Source organism: Corynebacterium sp. HMSC056E09, from assembly GCF_001813425.1.
GTDB lineage: Bacteria > Actinomycetota > Actinomycetes > Mycobacteriales > Mycobacteriaceae > Corynebacterium > Corynebacterium hesseae.
Window position 1 is genome coordinate 37,869 of record NZ_KV812474.1, and the last position, 21,407, is coordinate 59,275.

General features: G+C 63.4%; 18 protein-coding genes. 8 read left to right on the plus strand and 10 right to left on the minus strand.

The genetic code is table 11. From position 1 onward, the window contains the following. Nucleotides 1-7: 7 nt before the first annotated feature. From HMPREF2912_RS00170 to hemW, 5 genes are all read right to left on the minus strand, one after another. Complete coding sequence (locus HMPREF2912_RS00170) at nt 8-748, minus strand: 16S rRNA (uracil(1498)-N(3))-methyltransferase (RefSeq protein ID WP_070682941.1); 741 nt, start codon at nt 746-748, stop codon at nt 8-10. Further along, nucleotides 748-1,890 carry a molecular chaperone DnaJ gene (dnaJ, locus tag HMPREF2912_RS00175; protein WP_070682943.1) on the minus strand — a complete coding sequence of 381 codons (1,143 nt, stop codon included), beginning with the start codon at nt 1,888-1,890 and terminating at the stop codon, nt 748-750. The genes HMPREF2912_RS00170 and dnaJ overlap by 1 nt, the downstream gene beginning before the upstream one ends. 54 nt (nt 1,891-1,944) lie before the next feature. Beyond that, on the minus strand, nt 1,945-2,979 hold the full coding sequence (gene hrcA / locus HMPREF2912_RS00180) for a heat-inducible transcriptional repressor HrcA (protein WP_070530209.1): 1,035 nt from the start codon (nt 2,977-2,979) through the stop codon (nt 1,945-1,947). 10 nt (nt 2,980-2,989) lie between these two features. Then, on the minus strand, nt 2,990-4,162 hold the full coding sequence (locus tag HMPREF2912_RS00185) for an ATP-binding protein (protein WP_070682975.1): 1,173 nt from the start codon (nt 4,160-4,162) through the stop codon (nt 2,990-2,992). A gap of 423 nt (nt 4,163-4,585) precedes the next feature. Next, entirely contained in the window at nt 4,586-5,734 is a 1,149-nt protein-coding gene (gene hemW, locus HMPREF2912_RS00190) for a radical SAM family heme chaperone HemW (protein WP_070519587.1), read from the minus strand. 142 nt (nt 5,735-5,876) lie between these two features. Between hemW and HMPREF2912_RS00195 the strand changes: the two genes are divergently transcribed. Together HMPREF2912_RS00195 and HMPREF2912_RS00200 are read left to right on the plus strand one after the other, a co-directional pair. Next, on the plus strand, nt 5,877-7,250 hold the full coding sequence (locus HMPREF2912_RS00195) for a hemolysin family protein (RefSeq protein WP_070682945.1): 1,374 nt from the start codon (nt 5,877-5,879) through the stop codon (nt 7,248-7,250). Further along, a complete protein-coding gene (locus tag HMPREF2912_RS00200) occupies nt 7,250-8,317 on the plus strand; it encodes a CNNM domain-containing protein (protein WP_070682947.1) in 1,068 nt (355 codons plus the stop codon). The genes HMPREF2912_RS00195 and HMPREF2912_RS00200 overlap by 1 nt, the downstream gene beginning before the upstream one ends. 118 nt (nt 8,318-8,435) lie before the next feature. Here the strand turns inward: HMPREF2912_RS00200 and HMPREF2912_RS00205 are convergent, their stop codons facing one another. Both HMPREF2912_RS00205 and HMPREF2912_RS00210 read right to left on the minus strand, forming a co-directional pair. Beyond that, a complete protein-coding gene (locus HMPREF2912_RS00205) occupies nt 8,436-9,116 on the minus strand; it encodes a hypothetical protein (protein ID WP_070519581.1) in 681 nt (226 codons plus the stop codon). A gap of 125 nt (nt 9,117-9,241) precedes the next feature. After that, a complete protein-coding gene (locus HMPREF2912_RS00210) occupies nt 9,242-11,083 on the minus strand; it encodes an AMP-dependent synthetase/ligase (protein WP_070519578.1) in 1,842 nt (613 codons plus the stop codon). Nucleotides 11,084-11,176: 93 nt separating this feature from the next. Between HMPREF2912_RS00210 and malQ the strand changes: the two genes are divergently transcribed. Beyond that, nucleotides 11,177-13,276, plus strand: a complete 2,100-nt coding sequence (gene malQ, locus HMPREF2912_RS00215) for a 4-alpha-glucanotransferase (protein ID WP_198530941.1) — start codon at nt 11,177-11,179, stop codon at nt 13,274-13,276. A gap of 63 nt (nt 13,277-13,339) precedes the next feature. On the opposite strand, the gene HMPREF2912_RS12945 is transcribed toward malQ, so the two are convergent. Beyond that, nucleotides 13,340-13,495, minus strand: a complete 156-nt coding sequence (locus HMPREF2912_RS12945) for a hypothetical protein (RefSeq protein WP_167595632.1) — start codon at nt 13,493-13,495, stop codon at nt 13,340-13,342. Between the two features lie 174 nt (nt 13,496-13,669). On the opposite strand from HMPREF2912_RS12945, the gene HMPREF2912_RS00220 reads away from it, so the two are divergent. Beyond that, the gene (locus HMPREF2912_RS00220) at nt 13,670-14,941 is read left to right on the plus strand and encodes a carboxylesterase family protein (RefSeq protein WP_070519574.1); all 1,272 of its coding nucleotides are present in this window, start codon (nt 13,670-13,672) and stop codon (nt 14,939-14,941) included. Here HMPREF2912_RS00220 and idi read toward each other — a convergent pair. Beyond that, the gene (idi, locus tag HMPREF2912_RS00225) at nt 14,938-15,462 is read right to left on the minus strand and encodes an isopentenyl-diphosphate Delta-isomerase (RefSeq protein WP_070624491.1); all 525 of its coding nucleotides are present in this window, start codon (nt 15,460-15,462) and stop codon (nt 14,938-14,940) included. The two genes, HMPREF2912_RS00220 and idi, sit on opposite strands and share 4 nt — an antisense overlap. Next, nucleotides 15,459-15,995 (minus strand): hypothetical protein, encoded by a 537-nt coding sequence (locus HMPREF2912_RS00230; protein WP_070624492.1) that lies wholly within the window; start codon nt 15,993-15,995, stop codon nt 15,459-15,461. The genes idi and HMPREF2912_RS00230 overlap by 4 nt, the downstream gene beginning before the upstream one ends. A 90-nt stretch (nt 15,996-16,085) precedes the next feature. Between HMPREF2912_RS00230 and HMPREF2912_RS00235 the strand changes: the two genes are divergently transcribed. From HMPREF2912_RS00235 to HMPREF2912_RS00250, 4 genes are read left to right on the plus strand one after another with little or no spacing between them, the layout of a single operon-like run. After that, entirely contained in the window at nt 16,086-17,918 is a 1,833-nt protein-coding gene (locus HMPREF2912_RS00235) for an ABC transporter ATP-binding protein (RefSeq protein ID WP_070682949.1), read from the plus strand. A 10-nt stretch (nt 17,919-17,928) separates the two neighbouring features. Further along, nucleotides 17,929-19,026: a MalY/PatB family protein gene (locus tag HMPREF2912_RS00240; RefSeq protein WP_070682951.1), complete on the plus strand. Its 1,098-nt coding sequence runs from the start codon at nt 17,929-17,931 to the stop codon at nt 19,024-19,026. Nucleotides 19,027-19,064: 38 nt separating this feature from the next. After that, nucleotides 19,065-20,405, plus strand: coding sequence for a branched-chain amino acid transport system II carrier protein (gene brnQ / locus HMPREF2912_RS00245; protein WP_070682953.1), 1,341 nt, complete (start codon nt 19,065-19,067; stop codon nt 20,403-20,405). Nucleotides 20,406-20,408: 3 nt separating this feature from the next. Further along, nucleotides 20,409-21,389, plus strand: a complete 981-nt coding sequence (locus HMPREF2912_RS00250) for an LLM class flavin-dependent oxidoreductase (RefSeq protein ID WP_070682955.1) — start codon at nt 20,409-20,411, stop codon at nt 21,387-21,389. Nucleotides 21,390-21,407 lie beyond the last annotated feature (18 nt).

The window sequence follows — 21,407 nt, forward strand, 5'->3', positions numbered from 1 at the left end:
CAAAAGGCTACCAGCGCGAGGTCAGGGTGCCGATGCTGGCCAACGCCACCATGCTTGCCGACGCCGTCCTCAACACCTCCGGCCCCAACTTGATCGCCGTCGCACCGGAGTCCTGCAAGCGGGCTAGTTCCTCCGCGCCGATGCCGCCCTCCGGGCCCACCAGAAGGTAGATAGTCTCGGCGGCGTCGAGGTCAGCAAGGTCCTTAAGCCGAACCTCGGCTTCCTCGTGGAGTACCAAGGCTCGTGCGCCCGCAATCTCCTGGCACAACTGGCGGGTGGTCAGCGGGCCGCGCACGACAGGCACACGCGCGCGGCGCGATTGCTTCGCCGCCGCCACGGCCGCAGATTCCCATTTGCTCAAAGCCTTCGGGGCCTTCTTGGCATCCCACTTGGACACGCAGCGATCCGCCTGCCAGGCGATGATCTCATCCGCCCCGGCCTGAGTAGCCAGGTCGACGGCCAACTCGGCGCGCTCCGACTTCGGAATGGCCTGGACTACGATGACGCACGGGGAGGGCTCGGGGATATTCACGAGGTCGGCGACAAGCGCGGCTAGCGTGTCCTTGCCCTGCGTCTCGGTGATGGTGGCGGTGGCGCGGCGCCCGGAGCCGTCGATAAGCACCAGGCTCTCCCCTGGGCCCATGCGCTTGACAGTGACCGCGTGGCGGCCCTCCGCGCCGTCGAGGCCCACGGGCTGGCCGACCTCGGCGAGGGACAAGTCCGGGTGGAGGAAGACGGGCAGAGACATTAGCGGCGGAACTTGCCTCGGAGGCGGGTAAAGAGGGATTCGCCCTGATTGTCACCGGCGCGGTGCACCTCGGTGCCGCTGTGACCGGCGGCGCGGACCTTTTCGAGGGCCTCGCGGGTCTTCTTATCCAGGTCCGTCGGGATCACCACATCCACGTGGGCGTGAAGGTTGCCAAAGCCATCGGTGCGCAGGCGCGGCATGCCCTTGCCCTGGAGCGTGATGGACTCGCCCGGCTGGGTACCCGGCGCGATATCGATGGTGAGCTCCTCGCCGTCGAGCTGCTCGACGGTACAGGAAGAGCCCAGAGCCGCATCCACCATGGGCACGCGAACGGTCAGGTGCAGGTCATCGGCATTACGCTCGAAGACGGGGTGCGGCTCGGTGTGCACCTCCACGTACAGGTCACCGGCGGGGCCGCCGCCGTGACCGACCTCGCCCTGGGAGGCCATGCGGATGCGCATGCCATCACCAATGCCGGCGGGGATGCTCACCGTAATATCGCGACGCTTGCGCACGCGGCCATCGCCGCCACAGTGGCCGCAGGGATCGGTGACCACTTCGCCGAAGCCATAGCACTTCGGGCAATCGCGGGTAGTCATCATGTTGCCCAGCATGCTGCGCTGGACCTCCTGGACCTGGCCCATGCCACCGCAATGGTCACAGGTGACCGGCTTGGACTTGGACTCGGAACCGGTTCCCTCACAGCGGTCACAGATCACGGCGGTGTCCACCTTGACCTGCTGCTTGACGCCGCTATAGGCCTCCTCGAGGGTAATGGTGGTGCGCAGGAGCGCATCATCGCCCGGCTGCACGCGGGAACGCGGGCCGCGGGAGGCCGCTCCCCCGCCGAAGAACTCGGCGAAGATATCCCCGAGTCCGCCGCCGCCGAAACCGCCAAAGCCGCCGCCCTGGGCCGCGCGCTCCTCCATGGGGTCACCACCCATATCCACAATCCGGCGCTTCTGCGGATCGAGCAGAACCTCCTGTGCAAGGGAAGCCTCGCGGAACTTCTCCGCGGCCTCATCATCGCCCGGGTTGACGTCCGGGTGGTACTTGCGCGCCAGCTTGCGGTAGGCCTTCTTAATCTCGGCGTCGGACGCCGACTTTTCTACACCAAGAATGCCGTAGTAGTCACGAGCCACGTACTGTCATCCTTCTATTTCTCGTTGATACTAAATCTAATCCGACGGGCTAGCTTACTCGCCCGCCAGGATTTCACTCACATAGCGTGCAACGGCAGAGACCTTGGAAATTGTTCCCGAATAGTCCATATACGTCGGCCCCACGACACCCAGCCCGCCGAGTGCCGCCGCATGCTCACCGGTGCCAAAACCATAGCGCGTGGCCACGACAGAGGTTTGGCGCAGCTCGTCGGCTTCGTTCTCCTCGCCGATGGATACAGAAACATTGCCCAAATCCGGCACGCGCGCCAGCAGCTTGAGCACGACGACCTGCTCCTCGAGGGCCTCGATGATAGAGGGCAGGCCCTCGGTCAGGGCCACGCGGGTGAGGTTGGAAGTACCCGCCATGATCAGGCGATCGGAGGGCTGCTCCACGAGGGTTTCAATCAGCGTCGTCGCGGCCTTGAGGAGGTGGGGGCGGATGTCGGCTGGGGAGTCGTCGACAAGCGCGGCCAGCTCCACCGAGGCATCGGTGAGCGTCTTGCCCTCCAGGGCGGTGTTGAGGATGTCGCGAAGGCGGTGGGTCTGCTCGGGGTCGATCACGTCATCGAGCTCCACATTGCGCTGATCGACGCGCCCATTATCCGTGATGAGCACCAAAAGCAGGCGCACCGGTGAGAGTGCCACGACCTCGCAGTGCTTGACGCGGGAGACCTTGAGGTTGGGCATCTGCACGACGGCTGCCTGCTTCGTCACCTGGGCCAGCAGCTGAACGGAACGCCGCAGCACGTCTTCCAAATCCACCCCGCCTTCGAGGAAGGTGAGCATGGCGCGGCGCTCGGCCTTGGAGAGCGGCTTGACGTCGTGCAGCGTATCGACGAACTGGCGGTAGCCCTTCTGCGTGGGCACGCGCCCGGAGCTGGCGTGTTCCTGGGCGATGAGCCCTTCGGCTTCGAGCACGGCCATGTCATTCCGAATCGTCGCCGAGGACACGCCCAGCTGGTAGCGCTCGAGCAGGGCCTTGGAGCCGACGGGCGATTGCGAGGCGATATAGTCCGCGACGATGGCGCGCAGGACCTCTTGGCGGCGGGCATCGGTGGAGCTGGACATGTCTTTAAGGCTATCCGTTCTGGCGGGCGATGAAGTCGTCAAAATTTGGCACAGTGTAGCTCACCCTGCCGTGTTCTGGAGCATAGATCAATCCTTTACTAATGAGCTTGGCTCGCACAGGACCCAGTTTCTTCGTGTCTTTACCTAAGATGTCCGCGATGTCCTTGCTCGAGATTTCCTCTCCGCCAACCTTTGCCATCGCGGTCAAGTAGTCCCGCTCGGCTGGAGTAGCGCGATCCCACCTGGCTTGGAAAAACCCGCGGTCCAACTGCTCAATTCCAAGCCGCGCGGCGCGTCGAGCTGCATCGGAATCCATAGGTGAAGTTCGCGCAGTGCGCCACATTTGTGCACCAAATTCCTGGATGAAATACGGATACTGCCCCGATACATTAGCTAGATATTCAACTGCTTCATCGTCAAATTCCACATTCTGTGTCCGCGCAGGTTCACGGAAGGCGGCAACTGCGGCATACATTTCGAGCCTGCCAATTTGGTGCACCTCGAACATTCGCTCTGCATAAGAGCGGGACTCCGCCAGAATCCCTGGCAGACTCGGGAGCCCAGCGCCAATAATGTAAAAAGGCAAGCCCAGCTGCCCTGCTTCATGTTGTGCAGAAATGAGTGCTTCGAGCAGCTCTTCATCAAGGTCTTGCATTTCGTCGATGAAGATTCCTAAAGCTTTATCCTCCTTGAGGAGCGTCGTAGTGATGGCCTCGATCACATCGTGCAGATCAAGCTCAAGGTTTCCTGTTGCCGGAGGAATGTCTCCTACTTCAACCCCAAGGTCAATAATGCTTTGTCCTACCGAGAGCGAAAAAGATTTTACGACCGCAGCAATAAAGTGAAAACCCTCAGATACCTTGGCTTTCGTCCGATAGCGCAAAGAGGCTTTGGCTAAACCTTGCGCTAGAGCACGGCGGGCTCCTTCTCGTCCACGTGCCCCCTGCGAAGCCTCAAACTTAATCGTTAGCCAGTCGGCTTGGTCAGCCTTCCTTTTTAATTGGTTGAGCAGCACGGTCTTACCCACTCCACGCAAGCCAACGAGCAGCATTGGACGGCCAAGCAATCCGTTCTGGACGCGTTTGACAAGATTGTCAAACGCATGAAGGTCTCTCTCGCGCCCAGTAAGAACTGTCGGCGCGATGCCCGAGCCAGGAGTATAGGGGTTTAAGGCGTCATCCATGCCACTAATACTAGCAATATCGAGAGCGACTAACAGGTTTCTCGACGTGGAGAGAGAAACTAACACCGCTATCAAACTTCCCGACGACAGGAGCAAAACTAACAAATTCCCGGCGGAGCTAACTTTAAGTCCCCATGTCTCCTCGACGTCGAAAGGCCAAGGCCTAGCCACTTCTTCGCAGCTTCGCGGTTGCATCACACAGCTGGTTCTACTCAGATGGTTCAGGTCATACGGTTTACTTGCCCCCAAACGAACCTTCTAGCAGCCTAAGGAAGGTTTGTTTGCCCCCAAACAAACCTTATGACTAGAACCTTTCCACTGGAACCATGTGCGGAAGGCTGAGGACAGGCCACGAGCAGGGTACGGCCGCTAATGAGCCAGCTGATGCGGATCCGGAGGTCGGCCCGCAGGCGGGGCAAGCCCCTAGCGAGCGGTGCCTTCGGCGGTATCTTCGGCGACAAGGAGGTCGGTGATGATCCCATCCGCGAGCAGGCGTCCCGCCTTGGTCACGCGGAGGTGGTCGCCGGCGCGCTCGAGCAGGCCGCGAGAGATGTAGTCAGCCATGACTGGCTCCGCCGCCGGCGCTAGCCAGGACGCGGGGATGCCCTCGCGCAGGCGCAGGCCCAGCATGATGCGCTCGGTGTGGCGATCGGCGGCGCTGAGCTCCTCGCGATCCTTGATGGGCAGCTCCCCCTCGCCCACGGCCTTGATATAGGTCCGCGGGTTCTTCACGTTGAAGAAGCGCTCGTTGCCCAAATGCGAATGCGCGCCCGGGCCCGCGCCCCACCAATTGCCGTCCACCCAGTAGATGCGATTGTGCTGACACTCCCCACCCGGCTTGGCCCAGTTGGAGACCTCGTACCATTCAAAGCCTTCGGCCTCGAGCGTGGAGGAGATCATCTCATAGCGCCGGGCCAGAACGTCCTCGTCCGGAGCCGGAAGCAGGCCCTTCGATACCTTGCGGGCCATGCGCGTGCCGTCCTCCACAATGAGCGAATACGCACTGATGTGGTCCACCCCGGTCTCCAGGGCGCGCTCCAAGGTCAGGGCAACGTCGGCGTCCTCTTCCGTCGGCGTGCCATAAATCATGTCCAGGTTGACGTGCTCGAAGCCCGCGGCACTAGCCTCGCGGGCAGCATCGAAGGCACGGCCCGGGGTGTGGGCTCGCTCGAGCACTGCGAGCACGCCCGGTGAGGCGGACTGCATGCCGAGGGAGAGGCGGGTGAAGCCGGCGTCGAGAAGCCCGGCGAAATACTCCGGCGAGGTCGACTCCGGGTTGGATTCCGTGGTGACCTCCGCGTCTGGGGCTAGGCCAAAGGTGTCGCGCACCCGATTCAACACACGGCCCAGCCCCTCGGCACCCAACAAGCTCGGCGTGCCGCCACCGATAAAAACTGTTTCGGCCTCGCGGCCTACCTGGGCCGCCCCCATCTCCAGCTCTTTCTCCAGCGCAGCCAGATAATCGCTGGTCAGATCCCCTCCCAGCTCACCGGGCGTATAGGTGTTGAAATCGCAGTAGCCACAGCGCGAGGCACAGAAGGGAACGTGAATATAAAGACCGAAGGGATCCATGGGGAACAAAATAACCGACTAAACCGTTGAAGCGGTAGTCTATAGTGCAGATTTGCAACCCCGATAGTGAAGAAAGGCCCCCTTTTTCGTGGAACCTCCGAGTCGATGTCCCCGCCGTCTCCTTAAGGCGGTGGGGTAAGCCGTGTTATCTGCCATCCTGATGATTGTGGCGGGTTTCGCCGTCATCGCTCTCATTATCGTGGCCAACGCGTACTTCGTCGCGCAAGAATTCGCCTTCATGTCCGTGGACCGCACGCAGCTGCGCCAGCGCGCTGCGACTGGGGATAAACCAGCGGAGCGCGCGCTCAAAATCACGCAGAAAACCTCCTTCATGCTCTCCGGCGCACAGCTGGGCATCACGATTACGGGCCTGCTTATTGGTTATGTGGCCGAGCCCCTCGTGGGCCAAGGCCTGGGCCAGCTGCTCGGCGGCGTGGGCGTGCCCACGGGCGTGTCCGTTGCCATCGGTACGGTGACCGCGCTGGCCGTGTCGACGGTTCTCACGATGCTCTTTGCCGAGCTCTTCCCGAAGAACTACACCATCGCCGCCCCCATGAAGACAGCGCTGTGGCTGTCCGCGTCCACGATGTGGTACCTCAAGATCTTCGGCTGGCTGATCCACTTCTTCGAGTATTCCTCCAACGCCATCCTCAAGGTCTTCGGCATCGAACCGGTGGAGGATGTCGATTCCTCTGCCACCACCGATGACCTGGAGTCCATCGTGGATGCCTCCCACGAGGCCGGCGACTTGGATGAGGACACCTACCTGGTGCTCGACCGCCTCCTCGACTTCCCCGAACACGACGTGGGACACGCCATGATTCCGCGCTCGCGCGTGGATGTCATTGAGCCGGAGACCACCATCGGCGAGGTGCGCGAGATGATGTCGGAGAACCACACCCGCTACCCCATCATCGACGATGAGCACAATCCCATCGGCGTGGTGCACCTCTACGACGTGCTGGGCACCGAGCTGCCCGTGGCCACCCCGGCCCGCGAAATCATGAAGGAACCCGTGGTAGTGCCGGAGCTCATGCCGCTTCCCGACGTCGTCACAGAGCTTCGCGACGCCGACGAAAAACTCGCCTGCGTCATCGACGAATACGGCGGCTTCGTGGGCATTGTGACCATGGAGGACTTGGCCGAGGAGATCCTCGGCGATGTCACCGATGAGCACGACCTCGAAGAGACCGAGGAGATCACCGAGCAGGACGAGACGCACTGGATCGTCGACGGTGACACACCCATCGACGAGGTCGAGCGCGCCATCGGCCACGACCTGCCGGAGGGTGATTTCGAAACCGTCGCCGGCCTGCTCATCGCGCACTCCGGCACGTTGCCGGAGGAAGGCGAAGAGCTCGCCATCGAGCTGGAGGCAGAGCCTGAAGACTGGGTCGACGGCGATGAAGCCCCCACCCGCACGCTCAACGTGCGCGTCGAGGAAATCGACCGCCACGTGCCCTCCGTCCTAGCCCTAGAGCTGGTGGAGGAATTCCCGGAAGGAGACGATGACTAATGACTGATACTTGGTGGTTCAACCTCCTCATCACCATTCTCATCATTGCTGCTTCCGGCTTCTTCGTGGTCATCGAGTTCTCCCTCATGGGTGCGCGCCGCAACCGTCTGGAGGAAACCGCGGAATCCTCCGCTGCCTCGCGCGCGGGCCTTCGCTCGCTCAACGAGCTGACCATCATGTTGGCCGGCGCCCAGCTGGGCATTACCGCCGCAACCTTCGTCCTCGGTGCCGTGACCAAGCCGTGGGTCCATCACCTGCTCATGAGTCCGTTGGAGGCCCTCGGCTTGCCGCTGGGCGTTGCTGACGTCGTCTCCTTCCTCCTCGCACTTTTCGTCGTGACCTTCCTACACCTGGTCATCGGTGAGATGGCGCCGAAGTCCTGGGCCATCGCCCACCCGGAGACGGCCCTGCAGCTCATTGCGGTTCCTGCCCGCGGCTTCATCTGGCTCTTCCGCCCGCTGCTGATCTGGATTAACAAGATGGCGAACAAGCTGGTGCTCATGACCGGCGAGGAACCCGTCGACCGCGCCGGTGCGGCTGGCTATGACGCGGAGACCCTGCGCCACCTCGTCGAGCACTCGCGGCAGACGGGCACGCTTGACGACGACTCCGCGAACCAGATCACCGGCGTCATCGAGCTGGAAGCCTCCACCGCCGCACAGTTGGCCCGCGAGCACGGCTCGGAAATCTTGCCTCTGTCTTCCGATGCCACGGTGGCTGAGCTGCACGACCTCGTCGTACACAAGTCCATCATGCGCGTGCTTGTCTACCCGCGCGCCTCGCGCATTCCGCGCATCGTCCACGTCCGCGATACCCTGCTGGCGGATCCGGAAACCCCGGTGCTGGAATTCTCCCGCCCCGCGTTGGCGGTGAGCTCCTCCTCGACCGTGCAGAAGACTCTGGATCAGATGCGCGCCCGCAACGAGCAGCTCGTCATGGTGGGCAAGCCCACCAAGGACAAGACCGTGTGGATCCTGACCTGGGATGACATCATGGGCCAGCTGTGGCCGCAGATTACGGAGCAGCTGGACCAGGCCGCGCCGGCCGCCAAGAACCCGGGGGCCTAGCGCGTACGCGCTAGGCGCCACGCCAAGCAACGAAAAGCGCCACCGAGAGAGGGAATCTCGGTGGCGCTTTCCTTTTGTCCTTGTGTGTTGGCAACAAGGAAGTCTGTGATGCGGCTCCTTAAGCGGTCGTGGCGGCCTGCTTCTGGCGCTTAGCCCGGACGCGGGCGACGACGGCGTCGATACGCGCGCGCTCCTCGAGGAAGGGCGGCGGATTGTGCCCGCGCATGGTGCGCACGAAGGCGGGGTGCGCCTCGACGACGGTGTGGCGCCAGGCCTGCACGGCAATAAGAGAGGATTCTCCCGCGCGCTTGTACAGGTTCGGCAGGGAGACCACGTCGAGGTTGCGGGCCACCGCGTCGGTTTGCGCCAGCACGTACTCCACCAGCTCGCGCAGGTAGGCAGCCACCGCGGCGGTACGGCCGCGCAGGGTTTCTGCCAGCTCGGAGACCACGACAGGCGGGCCGGAGATGGGCAGGCCCTCAGCGAGCGCGCGGGCGGTGAGCTGTTTCGGTTCCTCGACGTCATTGTCGCCGGAGGAGGCAGCCGAGATAGTGCCGGACTTCAGGCCGGAGACCAGCGCCTGGCGCAGGCCGATGAGCTCGCCGACGCAGCGCCCGGAATCCACGCGGGCGTCTTCGACGATATCCCCCAGCTCGGCCAAGCAGTCGAGGGAGAGTTCATCGTCCCAGTCCTCGATGGCCTCGATGAGGTGCTCGATGTAGTCGACGACTTCATCGCCGATGTTATAGATTTCTTGGGTCAGCTCACGGTGGCGCAGCTCGGCTGCGATCTTGTGCATAGGCCGCCCTTCCCGTGAGAACCTCTAGTTGAGGTTTAGAGTTTTTCTGACCCCGCTGACTCTATTAGAGATCCTCGCATTCGGCTGCGCGACACTCCGAAGGAATTCACAGACTCCGTCCAGCCTTATTTCTTGCCGGCGTAGAGGCGCTCGATGTCGGCCGCATAGCGCTGGGCCACCACATAGCGCTTGACCTTCAGGGTTGGGGTGAGCTCGTTGCTTTCCTCGGTGAGGTCCTGATCCAGGATGACGAACTTCTTAATACCCTCCGCGTGGGAGACGGTGGCGTTGACCTGGTTGATGGCGTCCTGAATATCCGCGCGCAGCGCCGGATCGGCAGCTACCTCACGCATCCCCTTGGTCGCGGCGATGTTGTGGTCCGCCTTCCAGCGCTTGAGCGCGTCCTCATCCAGGGTGAGCAGCACGCCGACGAAGGGCTTGCCGTCACCGACCACCATGGCCTGGGAGATCAGCGGGTGGGAGCGCAGGATATCTTCCATCGGGCCGGGCGAGACATTCTTGCCGCCCGCAGTCACAATGAGGTCCTTCTTGCGGCCGGTGATAACGAGCTTGCCTTCTTCGTTGATCTCACCGAGGTCGCCGGTGTTGTACCAGCCATCCTGCAGGGCATTCTCGGTGGCTTCCGGGTTCTGCCAGTAGCCCTTGAAGACGATATCGCCCTTGATCAGGATCTCGCCGTCCTCGTTAATGCGCATCGTCGTTCCGCCCAGCGGCGGGCCGACGGTGCCGATGGACTGATCCACGAAGTCCACGGCGGCAGCCGCTGCGGTCTCCGTAAGTCCATAGCCCTCGTAGATGGTCACGCCGATGCCGCGGTACCAGTGCAGCAGATCCTGCGAGATGGCCGAGCCACCGGAGATGCAGTACTTGACCTCGCCGCCCATTGCCTGGCGGATGGCGGAATAGACCAGCTTGTCAAAGGCCTTGTGCTTGGCCTTGAGGACTCGGTTGGGACCCTCCGGGGTGTCCAGTGCCTTGGAGTATTCGATGGCGACCTTCTCCGCGCTGTCGAAGATCGCGCCCTTGAACGCGGAGGAACCATGTGCCTTGGCGGAGGCACCGTTGCGCACCTTTTCAAACACGCGCGGAACGCCGAGAATCAGGTTCGGGCGGGAACGAGCGAACTCAACGGTGATGGTGCTGAAGTCCGCCCAGTGGTTCTGGGACGCACCACCGATGGTGACGGCCAGTGACACCGCACGGCTGAAGACGTGCGCCAGCGGCAGGAAGGTCAGGACGTGTGCGCCCGGCACGGCGATGGCGCCAATCGGGTTGGTCAGCAACCCGCGGGCTTCCGCCAGCCAGTTGCGGTGGGTCAGCATGCAGCCCTTGGGGCGCCCGGTGGTGCCGGAGGTGTACACCAGGGAGGCGACGTCGTCAGTGTGCGTGGCTTCGATGCGCTGGTTGACGGTGTCGTCGCTGATGTCGCGTCCCTCAAACTTCAGCGTATCGACGGCCGAAGAGTTGATTTCCAGAACACGGCGCAGCTGGGAGGGGGAACCGTGCAGCTGCGGGGTGCCGTCCTCCTGCAGCTTCAGGTGCTTGACCAGCTCGGAGTGCTCGCGGGTTTCCGTGATGGCGAGGATTGCGCCGGAGTCCTCGATAATCCACTGAACCTGGGACATCGACGACGAGGGGTACACCGGAACGGAAACCGCACCGGCGGCCCAGATGGCGTAGTCCAGCAGGGACCACTCATAGCGGGTGGTGGAAATGAGCGCCACGCGGTCACCCTGCTCCACGCCGAAGGCGATGAGCCCCTTGGCCACCGCGTAGACTTCCTCGACGAATTCCTTGGCGGTGACGTTGACCCACTCGTAATTCGCCGGGCGGGTAAACAGCACGCCATGTGGGCGGGCGTGCGCCGTAGCCATCATGGCGGTAAGGCACGTTTCGCCGTCCTTGATCTCGAATTCCGCTTTGGTGTGCGCTTCATTCAAAGTCACAGTTGTGTCCTTTCCCACAAAAACTAAATTCCAGCCCACTCTACCAACCTGATTTATTACGCGCGTGGGGAGGGCGTGGCACAATTGGGGGATGTGACTACCCGTGATCTGCTTCAAGAACTTGCCCAACGCCACGGTGTGGCCTGCGAGTACACCGCCCAGAACGGACAGCCTGTGTACGTCAGCGAGGAGACAATCACCTACACGCTGCGCGCACTCGGCGTCTCTATCTCCGACCGTCCGGACGATGAGGAGCTAACCCAAGCCCTCTTCGAGGACTACCTCGCTCGGGCTTCCCGCCCGCTGCCGCCCTGCGTGGTGGCCCGCGAAGGCGCCGAAAAGTCCTTCGCCGTCCACGTCCACGACGGGGATCCGGTCTCCGTCACCATCGAATTGGAAAGCGGCGAGACCCGCCCGACTTACCAGGACCCCAACGATGCCCCGGCTGCCGACGTCTCCGGAACCATGTGGGGCGAGGCAAGCTTCCACGTCCCCGGCGACCTGCCTCTCGGATTCCATAAGCTGCTCCTGTCCTCTCCCGGCATCGGAGAGCACGAGTGCCCGCTCATCGTCGTGCCGAACCACCTGAGCACGGCGGATCGCTACCTTGAGCGCCCCGCGGCGGGTGCGATGGCGCAGCTGTACTCAGTGCGTTCCGAGAAGTCCTGGGGCATGGGTGATTTCGGTGACTTGGCAGAGCTGGCGGAACTGCTGGCGCCGGACTACGACTTCCTCCTTATTAATCCGCTGCATGCTGGCGAGCCGATTCCGCCGGTGGAAGACTCGCCCTACCTGCCCACCACGCGGCGATTCATCAATCCGATCTATATCCGCATCGAGGACGTCCCGGAGCTGAAACTACTCAGCCCGGAACTCCAGGATGACGTGGCCGAGCTGGCCGCCGAGTTCCGCGAGCGCAACCTGTCTGCAGAAGAGATTGATCGTGATTCCATCTTCGAGGCCAAGCTGCAGGTCCTCCAGGAGCTCTTCAACAAGGGGATGACCCCAGAGCGCCGCACCGCCTTTAGCGAGTACCAGCGCCGCGAGGGCCGTGGCCTGCGTAACTTCGCGCTGTGGTGCGCCGAGACCGAGCTCGAACGCCACAGCGGCCGTCGCCACGCGCTGAGCCTTGACGTCAGCGAGTTGGCTGAGTTCTATTCCTGGCTGCAGTTCCTCTGCGATGAGCAGCTAGATGCTGCCCAGCGCCGCGCGCTCGACGCCGGCATGAGCATCGGGCTTATCACCGACATGGCCGTGGGCATCCACCCCGCCGGTGCCGACGCCGTCAACCTGGCGGAATACCTCGCCCCGCAGTGTTCGGTGGGCGCCCCGCCGGATGATTACAACCAGCAGGGCCAGGACTGGTCTCAGCCGCCGTGGCACCCGGTCCGCCTGGCGGAATCCGGCTACCAGCCGTGGCGTGACTTGCTGCGTACGATGCTGGGCAACGCCGGCGGCCTGCGCGTTGACCACGTGCTCGGCCTGTTCCGCCTGTACTGGATCCCGCGCCACTCCACCCCGCTCAACGGCACCTACGTGTCCTATGACTGGGAGGCTATGCTCGGCATCCTCGCGCTCGAGGCTGAGCGCGCCGGCGCAGTGCTCGTGGGCGAGGACCTGGGCACCCTGGAGCCGTGGGTCCAAAACGCTCTGCGCGATATGGGTGTGCTGGGTACCACGATCATCTGGTTTGAGCACGCCGAGGACGGCCCCACCCCGCGCCCGCAGGATCAATACCGCCAGATGGCCATGTCCTCGGTGGGCACGCACGATCTGCCGCCGACGCTCGCCTTCCTGCGCGGCGACCACATCGCGCTGCGCGCCCGCTTGGGTCTGCTGACCCGCCCAGTGGCGGAAGAAGAAGCCGAGGACCGCGCGTGGCAGGAAAAGGTCAAGGACAACCTGCAGGCCTATGGCATGTTGGACAACCGCGAGAGCGAAAAGGACATGCTCGTTGCCCTGCACCGCTACATCGCGGGAACCCCGTCGGCGCTGACGGTGACCAACCTGGTGGACATGGTCGGTGACGTGCGCGCCCAAAACCAGCCGGGCACGACAAAGGACCAATACCCCAACTGGTGCATCCCGCTGTGCGATACCGCCGGCAAGCCGGTGTTGTTGGAGGATCTGCCGAAGCAGGAGCTCTACCAGCGCCTCGCCCAGGCCGCCACGAGGCCGGGTGCCGGGCGCTAGGGCTAGGAGGGGCGTCGGCAAGCGCGGCGCCCCTAGCGGCGTCTTCCCTTCAGGAAGACCCCCTTAAAAAACAACGCCGACGATGGCCACCACGACGATGAGCGCGATCATCAGCCAGAGGGTCACGCTCACTCGGGACTTAGGCAGTGCGCGTTTGCGGTGGGGAGGCTGCGGGCGCTCGGGGTCCCACAGGCCTTCGCGGTGATCATCGTCAGTCATGTTTCTTTATCCTAGTCGCGGGTGCTAGCCACGAATTCACACGGTCGATACCCCACATCAGCACCCACCCCATGACGGTCGCGGCCGGCACTGCGGTCACGGCGAGCACCGCCATCTGCGCCCACACTGGCGCCTGCACGAGCCATTCCATGCCCTCAGGGTAGCCTGTTGTCCATGAGCAGTGCACCTTTCGACGTCACCTGCCCCGCGGGCACCATCACCGGCTACCTCGATGGGGACGTGGCCCATTTCCACTCCATCGAGTACTCCCACATCCCGGGAGATTTCGACAACCCCGAGCCCGCCCCGCCGCGTGACCAGGACGCGCGCGAACCGCATCCGGAGAAGGTCGCGCTGACCATCACCGCCCCCGCGCCCGGCAATCGCACCGCCGCCCTAGCACCCACCCTGGTCTACATCCACGGCGGCCGCTACGAGCACGGCTCCCACGAGGACCCCCGGGCGGAGGGCACGCCGACTGCGGAGGCGGGCATGGTCCACGTGCAGCTGGGCTACCGCGTGGGCCTGCCGGGCCTGGCCCGCTTCCGCGATGATGAGCCCAACCACTACCGCGCCATCGAGGACCTGCAGCTGGGCTTGGAATGGATCCAGCGCAACATCGAGTCCTTCGGCGGCGACCCCACCAACGTCACCGTCGTGGGCCAGTCTGCCGGCGCTAATGCCGTTCTCTGGTTGTGTCGGCGCGATCACTACCGCGGGGCTTTTCGCCGCGCCGTGGCGCTCTCCCCGGGCTTCCCGCGGGAGAGCTTCGAGGAGCGCAAGGCCACGCTGCGCCAGGTGATGAAGAAGCCCATCACGCGCTCCTCCCTGGCGGCGATGGATAAGGAGGAGCTCGCGGCCGGCTACGCCAAGTTCCGCAAGAAGTACAGCCTCGATATGGCGCTGGGCCCCACCCCACTGGAGTGTGGGCAGCTTGCCGACGTCCCCCTCATCCTCGCCAGCACCCGAGACGAGTTCTACAACATCCCGGCCACGCAGAAGATCGACCGCTCCCCTTTCCGCGGCCTCATCCTGCGCTATGTGGCCCCGCGCTTTGGCTTTCCCCGCAACGGTTTCAAGCCGTGGTATCAGGTGGCACAGCACATGGATAAGGACCGCCCTATGGGACGGTTGGTGGGTGATGCCATCATCCGCCGCTGGGCGGCCGAGGTGGCAGAGAAGGCACCGGGTAAGACCTGGATGGTGGAGTTCACCCGCTCCTCGGGCCCGGCCTTGCACTGCGAAGAGCTGCGCCCGCTCTTCGGGGATACGGAGCTAGCACAGTGGCTGCGGGACTTCGTGCGCACCGGCGAGCCCGGTTTCGAGGCCTACCGCCCCGAGCACGCTATCTGGGAATACAACCTGGATAACGGCGAAAACCGCGTGGCCTATTCCAGCCTGGATTACATCTCGGCGGCCTTCGCCCAGGATGGCAGCCTGCTTTAGGCCAACAGGGCCTCGCGCAGCGGCTCGTGGGCCAGCTCCTCAACCATCCACGGGCTAAAGGCGAATGGCGTGGCATCGGCGGCAGCGAGGACATCGCGCACCGGGACCCACGCGAAGGAGTCCACCTCCTCTGGGTTGGGAGCCGGATCGTCTTCGGTTTCGAAGAGATAGACCGGGCAGATTTCATTTTCCACCACGCCGGAGGAATCCACGGCGCGGTAGGCAAAATCCGGCAGCACTAAGTGAGGTGTGCCGCTGAGGCCAAGTTCGAACTGGGCGCGGCGTATGACGGCGGCGGCAGTCGGCTCGTCCGGGCCCGGGTGCCCGCAGAAGGAATTGGTCCACACACCAGGCCAGGTCAGCTTGGACAGGGCGCGGCGAGTCAGCAACAGCTCGCCTCCGCGCACCACCCAGGCGGAGAAAGCAAAGTGCAGCGGAGTATCCGCGGTGTGGACGGCGGCCTTCTCAGCTACGCCTGCGGGTTTGCCCTCGGGCGAGGCTAGAACGACGAGTTCCGTCATAGATTGAGGTCTCCTACAAAACGCACGTTGCCGATGCTAAAGCGCGCGTTCCACAGGTTGCCGGGGGCAACGTCATAGACATACTGGAGGTTGGTGGACGCGCCTGCCCCCAGCGGGTGGTCCAAGCCCGGCGCGGCTACATCTGGGTGGACAGCGGGGTCAACATCAATCGAATCCACGGTGGCCCAGCCGCCGTTGCCGTCGGCGCGCTCGAGGGTGGGTTCCGGGAGGGCGTCGGCAGGCATGGGCACCTCGTTGAGGTTGTGGATCTTCACCGTGAGCACCGTTCCACCGCCGCCGGAGTACAGGCCCTGCAGCTCATACTCCACGTTGAGGCCCTTGTCCTTGACGGGTGCCGCCAGGTTGGACGTCACCTCTTCGGCGTCCACGTCTTTAGCCTCAAACGTCGGCGGCTCCGAGCTGGACACCACGATGTTGTCCTGCGGGCCCGCGTCCGGCGGCTGGAGGATGCTGCAGCCTGAGAGGGCAGCCAGGCACAGCGGGGCACACGCTAGGGGGAGGTACTTCTTCACCGCGAATCCTTTTCCATCACGACTTCGGTTTCTCCCTTACCTTAGTCGACGGGTTGGATATTCCTATTAAGGGCGTAACATCGGCCGACGATGAACTCTATTCTCCGCATCGTCCGCAGCGCATCTGCGCTGTGGCCGTTCTATCTCGGCGTCTTAATCACTGCGTCAGTCACCGCGATTCTCTCGCTGCTGACTCCCTTCATCCTCCGCGAGGCCACCGATACCGTCGTCGCAGGAGGCCCGCTGCGCACCATCCTCTGGTGGGTCGTCGCGCTCTTTGTGGCGGATGCGCTGGGCAACGTGGTGAAAAACATCGGCGGCTATATCGGCGACGTCATGGTGGCGCGCCTGCGCCAGATTCTGTCCACGCGCTACTTTGCCAAGCTGCTCTCCGTGCCGCAGGGCTATTACGACAACCAGGTCACCGGCACCATCATCGCGCGTTTGGATCGCTCGATTGCGAATATCACGCAGTTCCTGCAGTCCTTCTCCAATAACTTCTTCGTCATGCTGATCCAGGCCGCGGCGGTGTTGGTCATCACCGCGGTGTACTACTGGCCGCTGGCTATCTTGCTGGCAGCGCTCTTCCCCATCTATATGTGGCTCACCGCGCTGACCTCGGAGCGCTGGCAGAAGTATGAGGGGATCAAGAACGAAAACATCGACGTGGCCAATGGGCGCTTCGCGGAGGTCATCGGCCAGGTAAAGGTGACCAAGTCCTTCGTGGCCGAGGCCCGCGAGTTGGCCTCCTTCAGTTCGCGCTACCGCACGGTGGTGGACACGACGAAGCCGCAATCGCGGTGGTGGCATTCCATGGATACCGCGCGCGGCGCGGCCATGGCGCTGATCTTCTTAGGCATCTATGGCCTGATCTTCTGGCGCACCTTGGAGGGCCACTTCTCCATCGGTGACATGGTCATGCTCCTGCAGCTAGTGAACATGGCCAAGCAGCCGGTGTTCATGATGAGCTGGATCGTGGATGTCAGCCAGCGCGCCATCGCCGGATCCAAGGACTATTTCAAGGTCATGGAGGAAACCCCGGAACCGACGGTAAACCCGCAGCTGGTCGCCGCCGCTGGCACCTCCGACGTCCCCGAGCTCGATCTCACCCCGGCGGAGCCGCTGCGCCCAACGCAAGGCCCGGTCTTTGCCTTCGAGGACGTATCCTTCTCCTATGAGTCGGATAAGCCGGTCGTCGCCGATATTTCCTTTGCTGCCCAGGAGGGCCACAAGGTCGCGCTCGTCGGCGAATCCGGCGGCGGCAAGTCCACCCTGGTCAACCTGCTGCTGGGCCTGTACCAGCCCACGGAGGGAAAGCTGACGGTGTTGGGGCACGACGCCGCGGAGCTTACCGCCGAGCGCCTGCGCGCCTCGGTCGGCGTGGTCTTCCAGGAGTCCTATCTCTTTTCCGGCACCATCAAGGAAAACATCGCTTATGGCAAGCCGGAGGCGACGATGGAGGAGATCTTAGACGTCGCCAAGCGCGCCAATGCGCACGACTTCATCGAGGAATTCCCCGATGGTTACGACACCGTCATCGGTGAGCGCGGCCTCAAGCTCTCCGGCGGGCAGAAGCAGCGCGTGGCTGTGGCGCGCGCCATGCTGAAGGACGCCCCCATCCTCGTGCTCGACGAGGCCACCTCGGCGCTGGACACCAAGGCCGAGCGCGCCGTCCAGGCCGGTCTGGACGAGCTCATGAAGGACCGCACCACGCTCATCATCGCGCACCGCCTGTCCACCATCGCGGACGTGGACACCATCATCACCCTCGACCACGGACGCATCTCCGAAATTGGTTCGCCGGCCGAGCTGGCGCAGTCCGGTGGCATCTACGCCGAGCTGCTGCGTTTGACCCAATCCGCCTCCGCCGCCGACCGCCAGCGGCTGAAAAAATACGGATTTGTGCAGCCCAACGACGAGTAAGGTGGGGCGCATGCATTTCCCTAGCCTGAAAGAACTTAGTGCCCGCGGCACCCGCAAGTGGACCGTCTTTGATGAGGACATCATTCCGCTGTGGATCGCTGAATCGGACTTCCTCACCGCCCCCGCGGTGAAGGAAGCAATACAGGAGGCTGTCGACGCCGAATCCTTCGGCTACACCCCGGCGCCGAAGGCCTCCGAGCTCAACGCGGCCCTGGCGGATTTCTATGAATCGCGCTATGGCTGGCGCCCAGAGCACGTCTTCTGGATTGGGGACGTCGTGCGCGGGCTGCTGCTCGGGGTCCAGTACTTTACTGAGGGCGCGGTGGCCGTACCGGTTCCCTCTTACCCGCCGCTGCTGGAGCTGCCGGAAACCGCGGGGCGCGAGAAGATAGAGACCTCGCTGGAGCTAGACGATATCGAGCGTGCCTTTAAGGCTGGCGCCGGCTCCATCCTGCTCTCCCACCCTTATAACCCGCTGGGCATCGTCTTCGACGAGGACTGGCTGCGGGGGCTCGTGGAACTGGCGGATAAGTATGATGCCCGCATTCTCTCTGATGAGATCCATGCCCCGCTGGTCTACGAGGGCCGCCACATCCCGTTGGGTGCTTTGTCCGACCGCGTCATCACCGTCACCGCCACGTCCAAGGCGTGGAATACCGCGGGTCTCAAGTGCGCACAGGTGATCTTCTCCAACTCCGCGGACGTGGAGCGCTGGAATTCGCTGACCGGCGTGGCCAAGGACGGCACCGGCACGCTCGGCGTTCTGGCTGCGGAGGCCGCCTACCGCCACGGCGGGGAGTTCCTCGACGAGGAGATCGCGTACCTGAAGAAAACCCGCGACTGGCTGGTGGAGGAGCTGCCCAAGCGCGTGCCGGGCCTAAAGACTTCCCACCCGCAGGCCACCTACCTGCTGTGGTTGGATTTTTCCGAGACCGCTATTGGTAATGACCCGAAGCCCGCAGCGTGGGTTCGCGAGCACGCCAAGGTGGCTCTCAACGAGGGCGTGACCTTCGGTACGGGCGGCGAGCACCACGCGCGTTTGAACTTCGCCACCTCCCGCGAACTGCTCGAAGAAGCGCTGGATCGGCTAGAGAAGGCCTTCAGCTAGAGTTTACATCTCATGTCATGGGCATTATTCTTAGAAAAATGTCCATTAATGACGCTCAGGCTCCCTCTCAGTCCGCCTCGAAGACGGGTTCTCCCATCGGCATCATCATCGTTGCCTCACTCATGCTCTTCTCCATGTTCTTTGGAGCGGGCAACCTGATCTTCCCACCGGAAGTCGGTGTCTCCTCCGGCACCAACTTCTGGCCCGCCACTTTGGGCTTCCTCGCCGCCGGCGTGGCGCTGCCGGTCTTGGCTGTGGTCGCGGTGGCCATTTCCGGCCAGTCCGTGCGGGATATCGGAAACCACGGCGGCAAGATCTTCGGCGTGGCCTTCTCCGTCATTGCGTACCTGGCCATCGGTGCCTTCTACGCCCTGCCGCGTACCGGCGCGGTGTCCATGGAAACCGCCATCACCCCGCTGCTGGGCTGGGAGGGGACCTTCGCCAACGGCGCCTTCAACGTCGTCTTCTTCCTTATCGCGTTGGCTTTGGCCTGGCGCCCGAATGACATCATCGACACCTTGGGCAAGTTCCTCACCCCGGCGCTGGTCATCCTGCTCGCGGTCCTCATCACCCTCGCTACCGTGGCGAATCCCCGCATGCCCGGCACCCCAACCGAAGAGTATGCCTCCGCACCCTTCGTTACCGGCCTCTTTGAGGGCTATAACACCATGGACGCCATCGCGGGCCTGGCTTTCTCCATCGTCATCGTGACCTCCCTGCGCTCCAAGGGTTTTTCCAAGAACAGTGAGCTGCTGCGCGGAACCATTCTCTCCGCGGTCATCGCCGGCGCCCTGCTCGCCGCCATCTACCTGGGCCTGGCGTGGATCGGCCAAACCATGCCGAACGGTGCCTCCTATGAGTCCGGCGCCGCCCTGCTTGCCGACGCCTCCAATCTCACCATGGGCAACATCGGCCAGGCCGTCTTCTCCGCCATCGTCATCCTGGCATGCATGACCACCGCCGTGGGCCTGATTTCCGCCACCTCGGAGTTCTTCGCCCTGCTCGTGCCGAAGACCACCTACCATTTCTGGGCCTGCCTGTTTACCGCGCTGTCCATCGCCTTCGCTTTCCAGGGCCTGGACACGGTGCTTGCCATCGCGGTGCCCTTCATCGTGTTCTTGTACCCGCCGGCTATCTCGCTGATTGCACTGACTCTCCTGCAGCCGGTGGTCAAGAAGTGGGTCACCTTCTACTGGGGATTCCGCTTGGCGCTGTGGGTTTCCGTGCTGTGGTCCGCCGCCACTTCCTTCGGCGCGCCGCTTGATTTCGCCCCTGGCCAAGACGTTGGCCTGGGCTGGGTGGTTCCCACGCTCCTCGCATTTGCCATCGGCGTTATCATCGACGTTGTATCTACAGGCTCGTCGAAGAAAAGTGAGTAGTTCATGACGTCCCGCGCCGCTTTGTCCGTCCTCGATTTCTGCACCATCTACCCGGGGGAATCTCCCTCCCAGTCCATGGCCAGGTCGGTCGAGCTGGCGCAACGCGCGGAGGCTTTGGGGTTTCAGCGCATGTGGTACACCGAGCACCACAACATGCCCTCCATTTCTTCCTCCTCCCCGGCGGTGCTCATCGCACACATCGGCGCGAAGACCGAGCGCATCCGCTTGGGCTCCGGCGGCGTCATGCTGCCGAACCACGCGCCCTATGTCATCGCCGAACAATTCGGCACCCTCGCCGAGCTCTACCCCGGCCGCATCGACCTCGGCCTGGGCCGCGCCCCCGGCACTGACATGCAGACCTTGGGCCGCGCCCTGCGCCGCGATGGCCACGCCGCCGAACGCTTCCCCGAGGACGTCAAGGAGCTACAGGGCTACCTCTCCGGAAAGTCCCTCATCCCCGGTGTGAAGGCCATCCCCGGCCACGGCACCAACGTCCCCATCTACATCCTGGGTTCCTCGCTGTTCGGCGCCTCGCTCGCCGCCAAGTACGGGCTTCCCTATGCCTTCGCCTCGCACTTTGCCCCGCAACACCTCGAGGCCGCCACGGCCTACTATCGCGAGAATTACCAGCCTTCCGAAGCTCACCCGGAGCCCTATGTCATCGCGGGTGTCAACGTCACCGCGGGTGATGACGCCGAAGAGGAATTTGAAAAAGTCTGCTTCCGCCGCGTCAAGGCCTTCGCGGGTCGTGGCAAGCAGCTCAGCGACGCCGACGTTGCCCGCATCATCGATTCCCCGCAGGGCCAACAAATCATCGGCATGCTGAAGTACTCCGCCGTCGGCAGCATCGAGCACGTGCGCGACTACCTCACGGAGTTCCAAAATCTGGCCCAGGCGGATGAACTCATGATCTCCCTGCAATCCACAAGCCACGAGGCCGCCTTGGGTAACATGGTTAACCTGGCTCAAGCGTGGCAGCTGTAGGCGGACGCGCCCTCGCGC

Excerpts from the sequence above, each read along its gene's own strand:
- HMPREF2912_RS00170 (WP_070682941.1), bottom strand. The coding sequence starts at position 748 with ATGTCTCTGCCCGTCTTCCTCCACCCGGACTTGTCCCTCGCCGAGGTC.
- HMPREF2912_RS00205 (WP_070519581.1), bottom strand. The coding sequence starts at position 9,116 with ATGCACAAGATCGCAGCCGAGCTGCGCCACCGTGAGCTGACCCAAGAA.
- HMPREF2912_RS00250 (WP_070682955.1), top strand. The coding sequence starts at position 20,409 with ATGACGTCCCGCGCCGCTTTGTCCGTCCTCGATTTCTGCACCATCTAC.
- HMPREF2912_RS00240 (WP_070682951.1), top strand. The coding sequence starts at position 17,929 with ATGCATTTCCCTAGCCTGAAAGAACTTAGTGCCCGCGGCACCCGCAAG.
- HMPREF2912_RS00235 (WP_070682949.1), top strand. The coding sequence starts at position 16,086 with ATGAACTCTATTCTCCGCATCGTCCGCAGCGCATCTGCGCTGTGGCCG.
- idi (WP_070624491.1), bottom strand. The coding sequence starts at position 15,462 with ATGACGGAACTCGTCGTTCTAGCCTCGCCCGAGGGCAAACCCGCAGGC.
- HMPREF2912_RS00220 (WP_070519574.1), top strand. The coding sequence starts at position 13,670 with ATGAGCAGTGCACCTTTCGACGTCACCTGCCCCGCGGGCACCATCACC.
- hrcA (WP_070530209.1), bottom strand. The coding sequence starts at position 2,979 with ATGTCCAGCTCCACCGATGCCCGCCGCCAAGAGGTCCTGCGCGCCATC.
- brnQ (WP_070682953.1), top strand. The coding sequence starts at position 19,065 with ATGTCCATTAATGACGCTCAGGCTCCCTCTCAGTCCGCCTCGAAGACG.
- HMPREF2912_RS00185 (WP_070682975.1), bottom strand. The coding sequence starts at position 4,162 with ATGGATGACGCCTTAAACCCCTATACTCCTGGCTCGGGCATCGCGCCG.
- HMPREF2912_RS00200 (WP_070682947.1), top strand. The coding sequence starts at position 7,250 with ATGACTGATACTTGGTGGTTCAACCTCCTCATCACCATTCTCATCATT.
- hemW (WP_070519587.1), bottom strand. The coding sequence starts at position 5,734 with ATGGATCCCTTCGGTCTTTATATTCACGTTCCCTTCTGTGCCTCGCGC.
- HMPREF2912_RS12945 (WP_167595632.1), bottom strand. The coding sequence starts at position 13,495 with ATGACTGACGATGATCACCGCGAAGGCCTGTGGGACCCCGAGCGCCCG.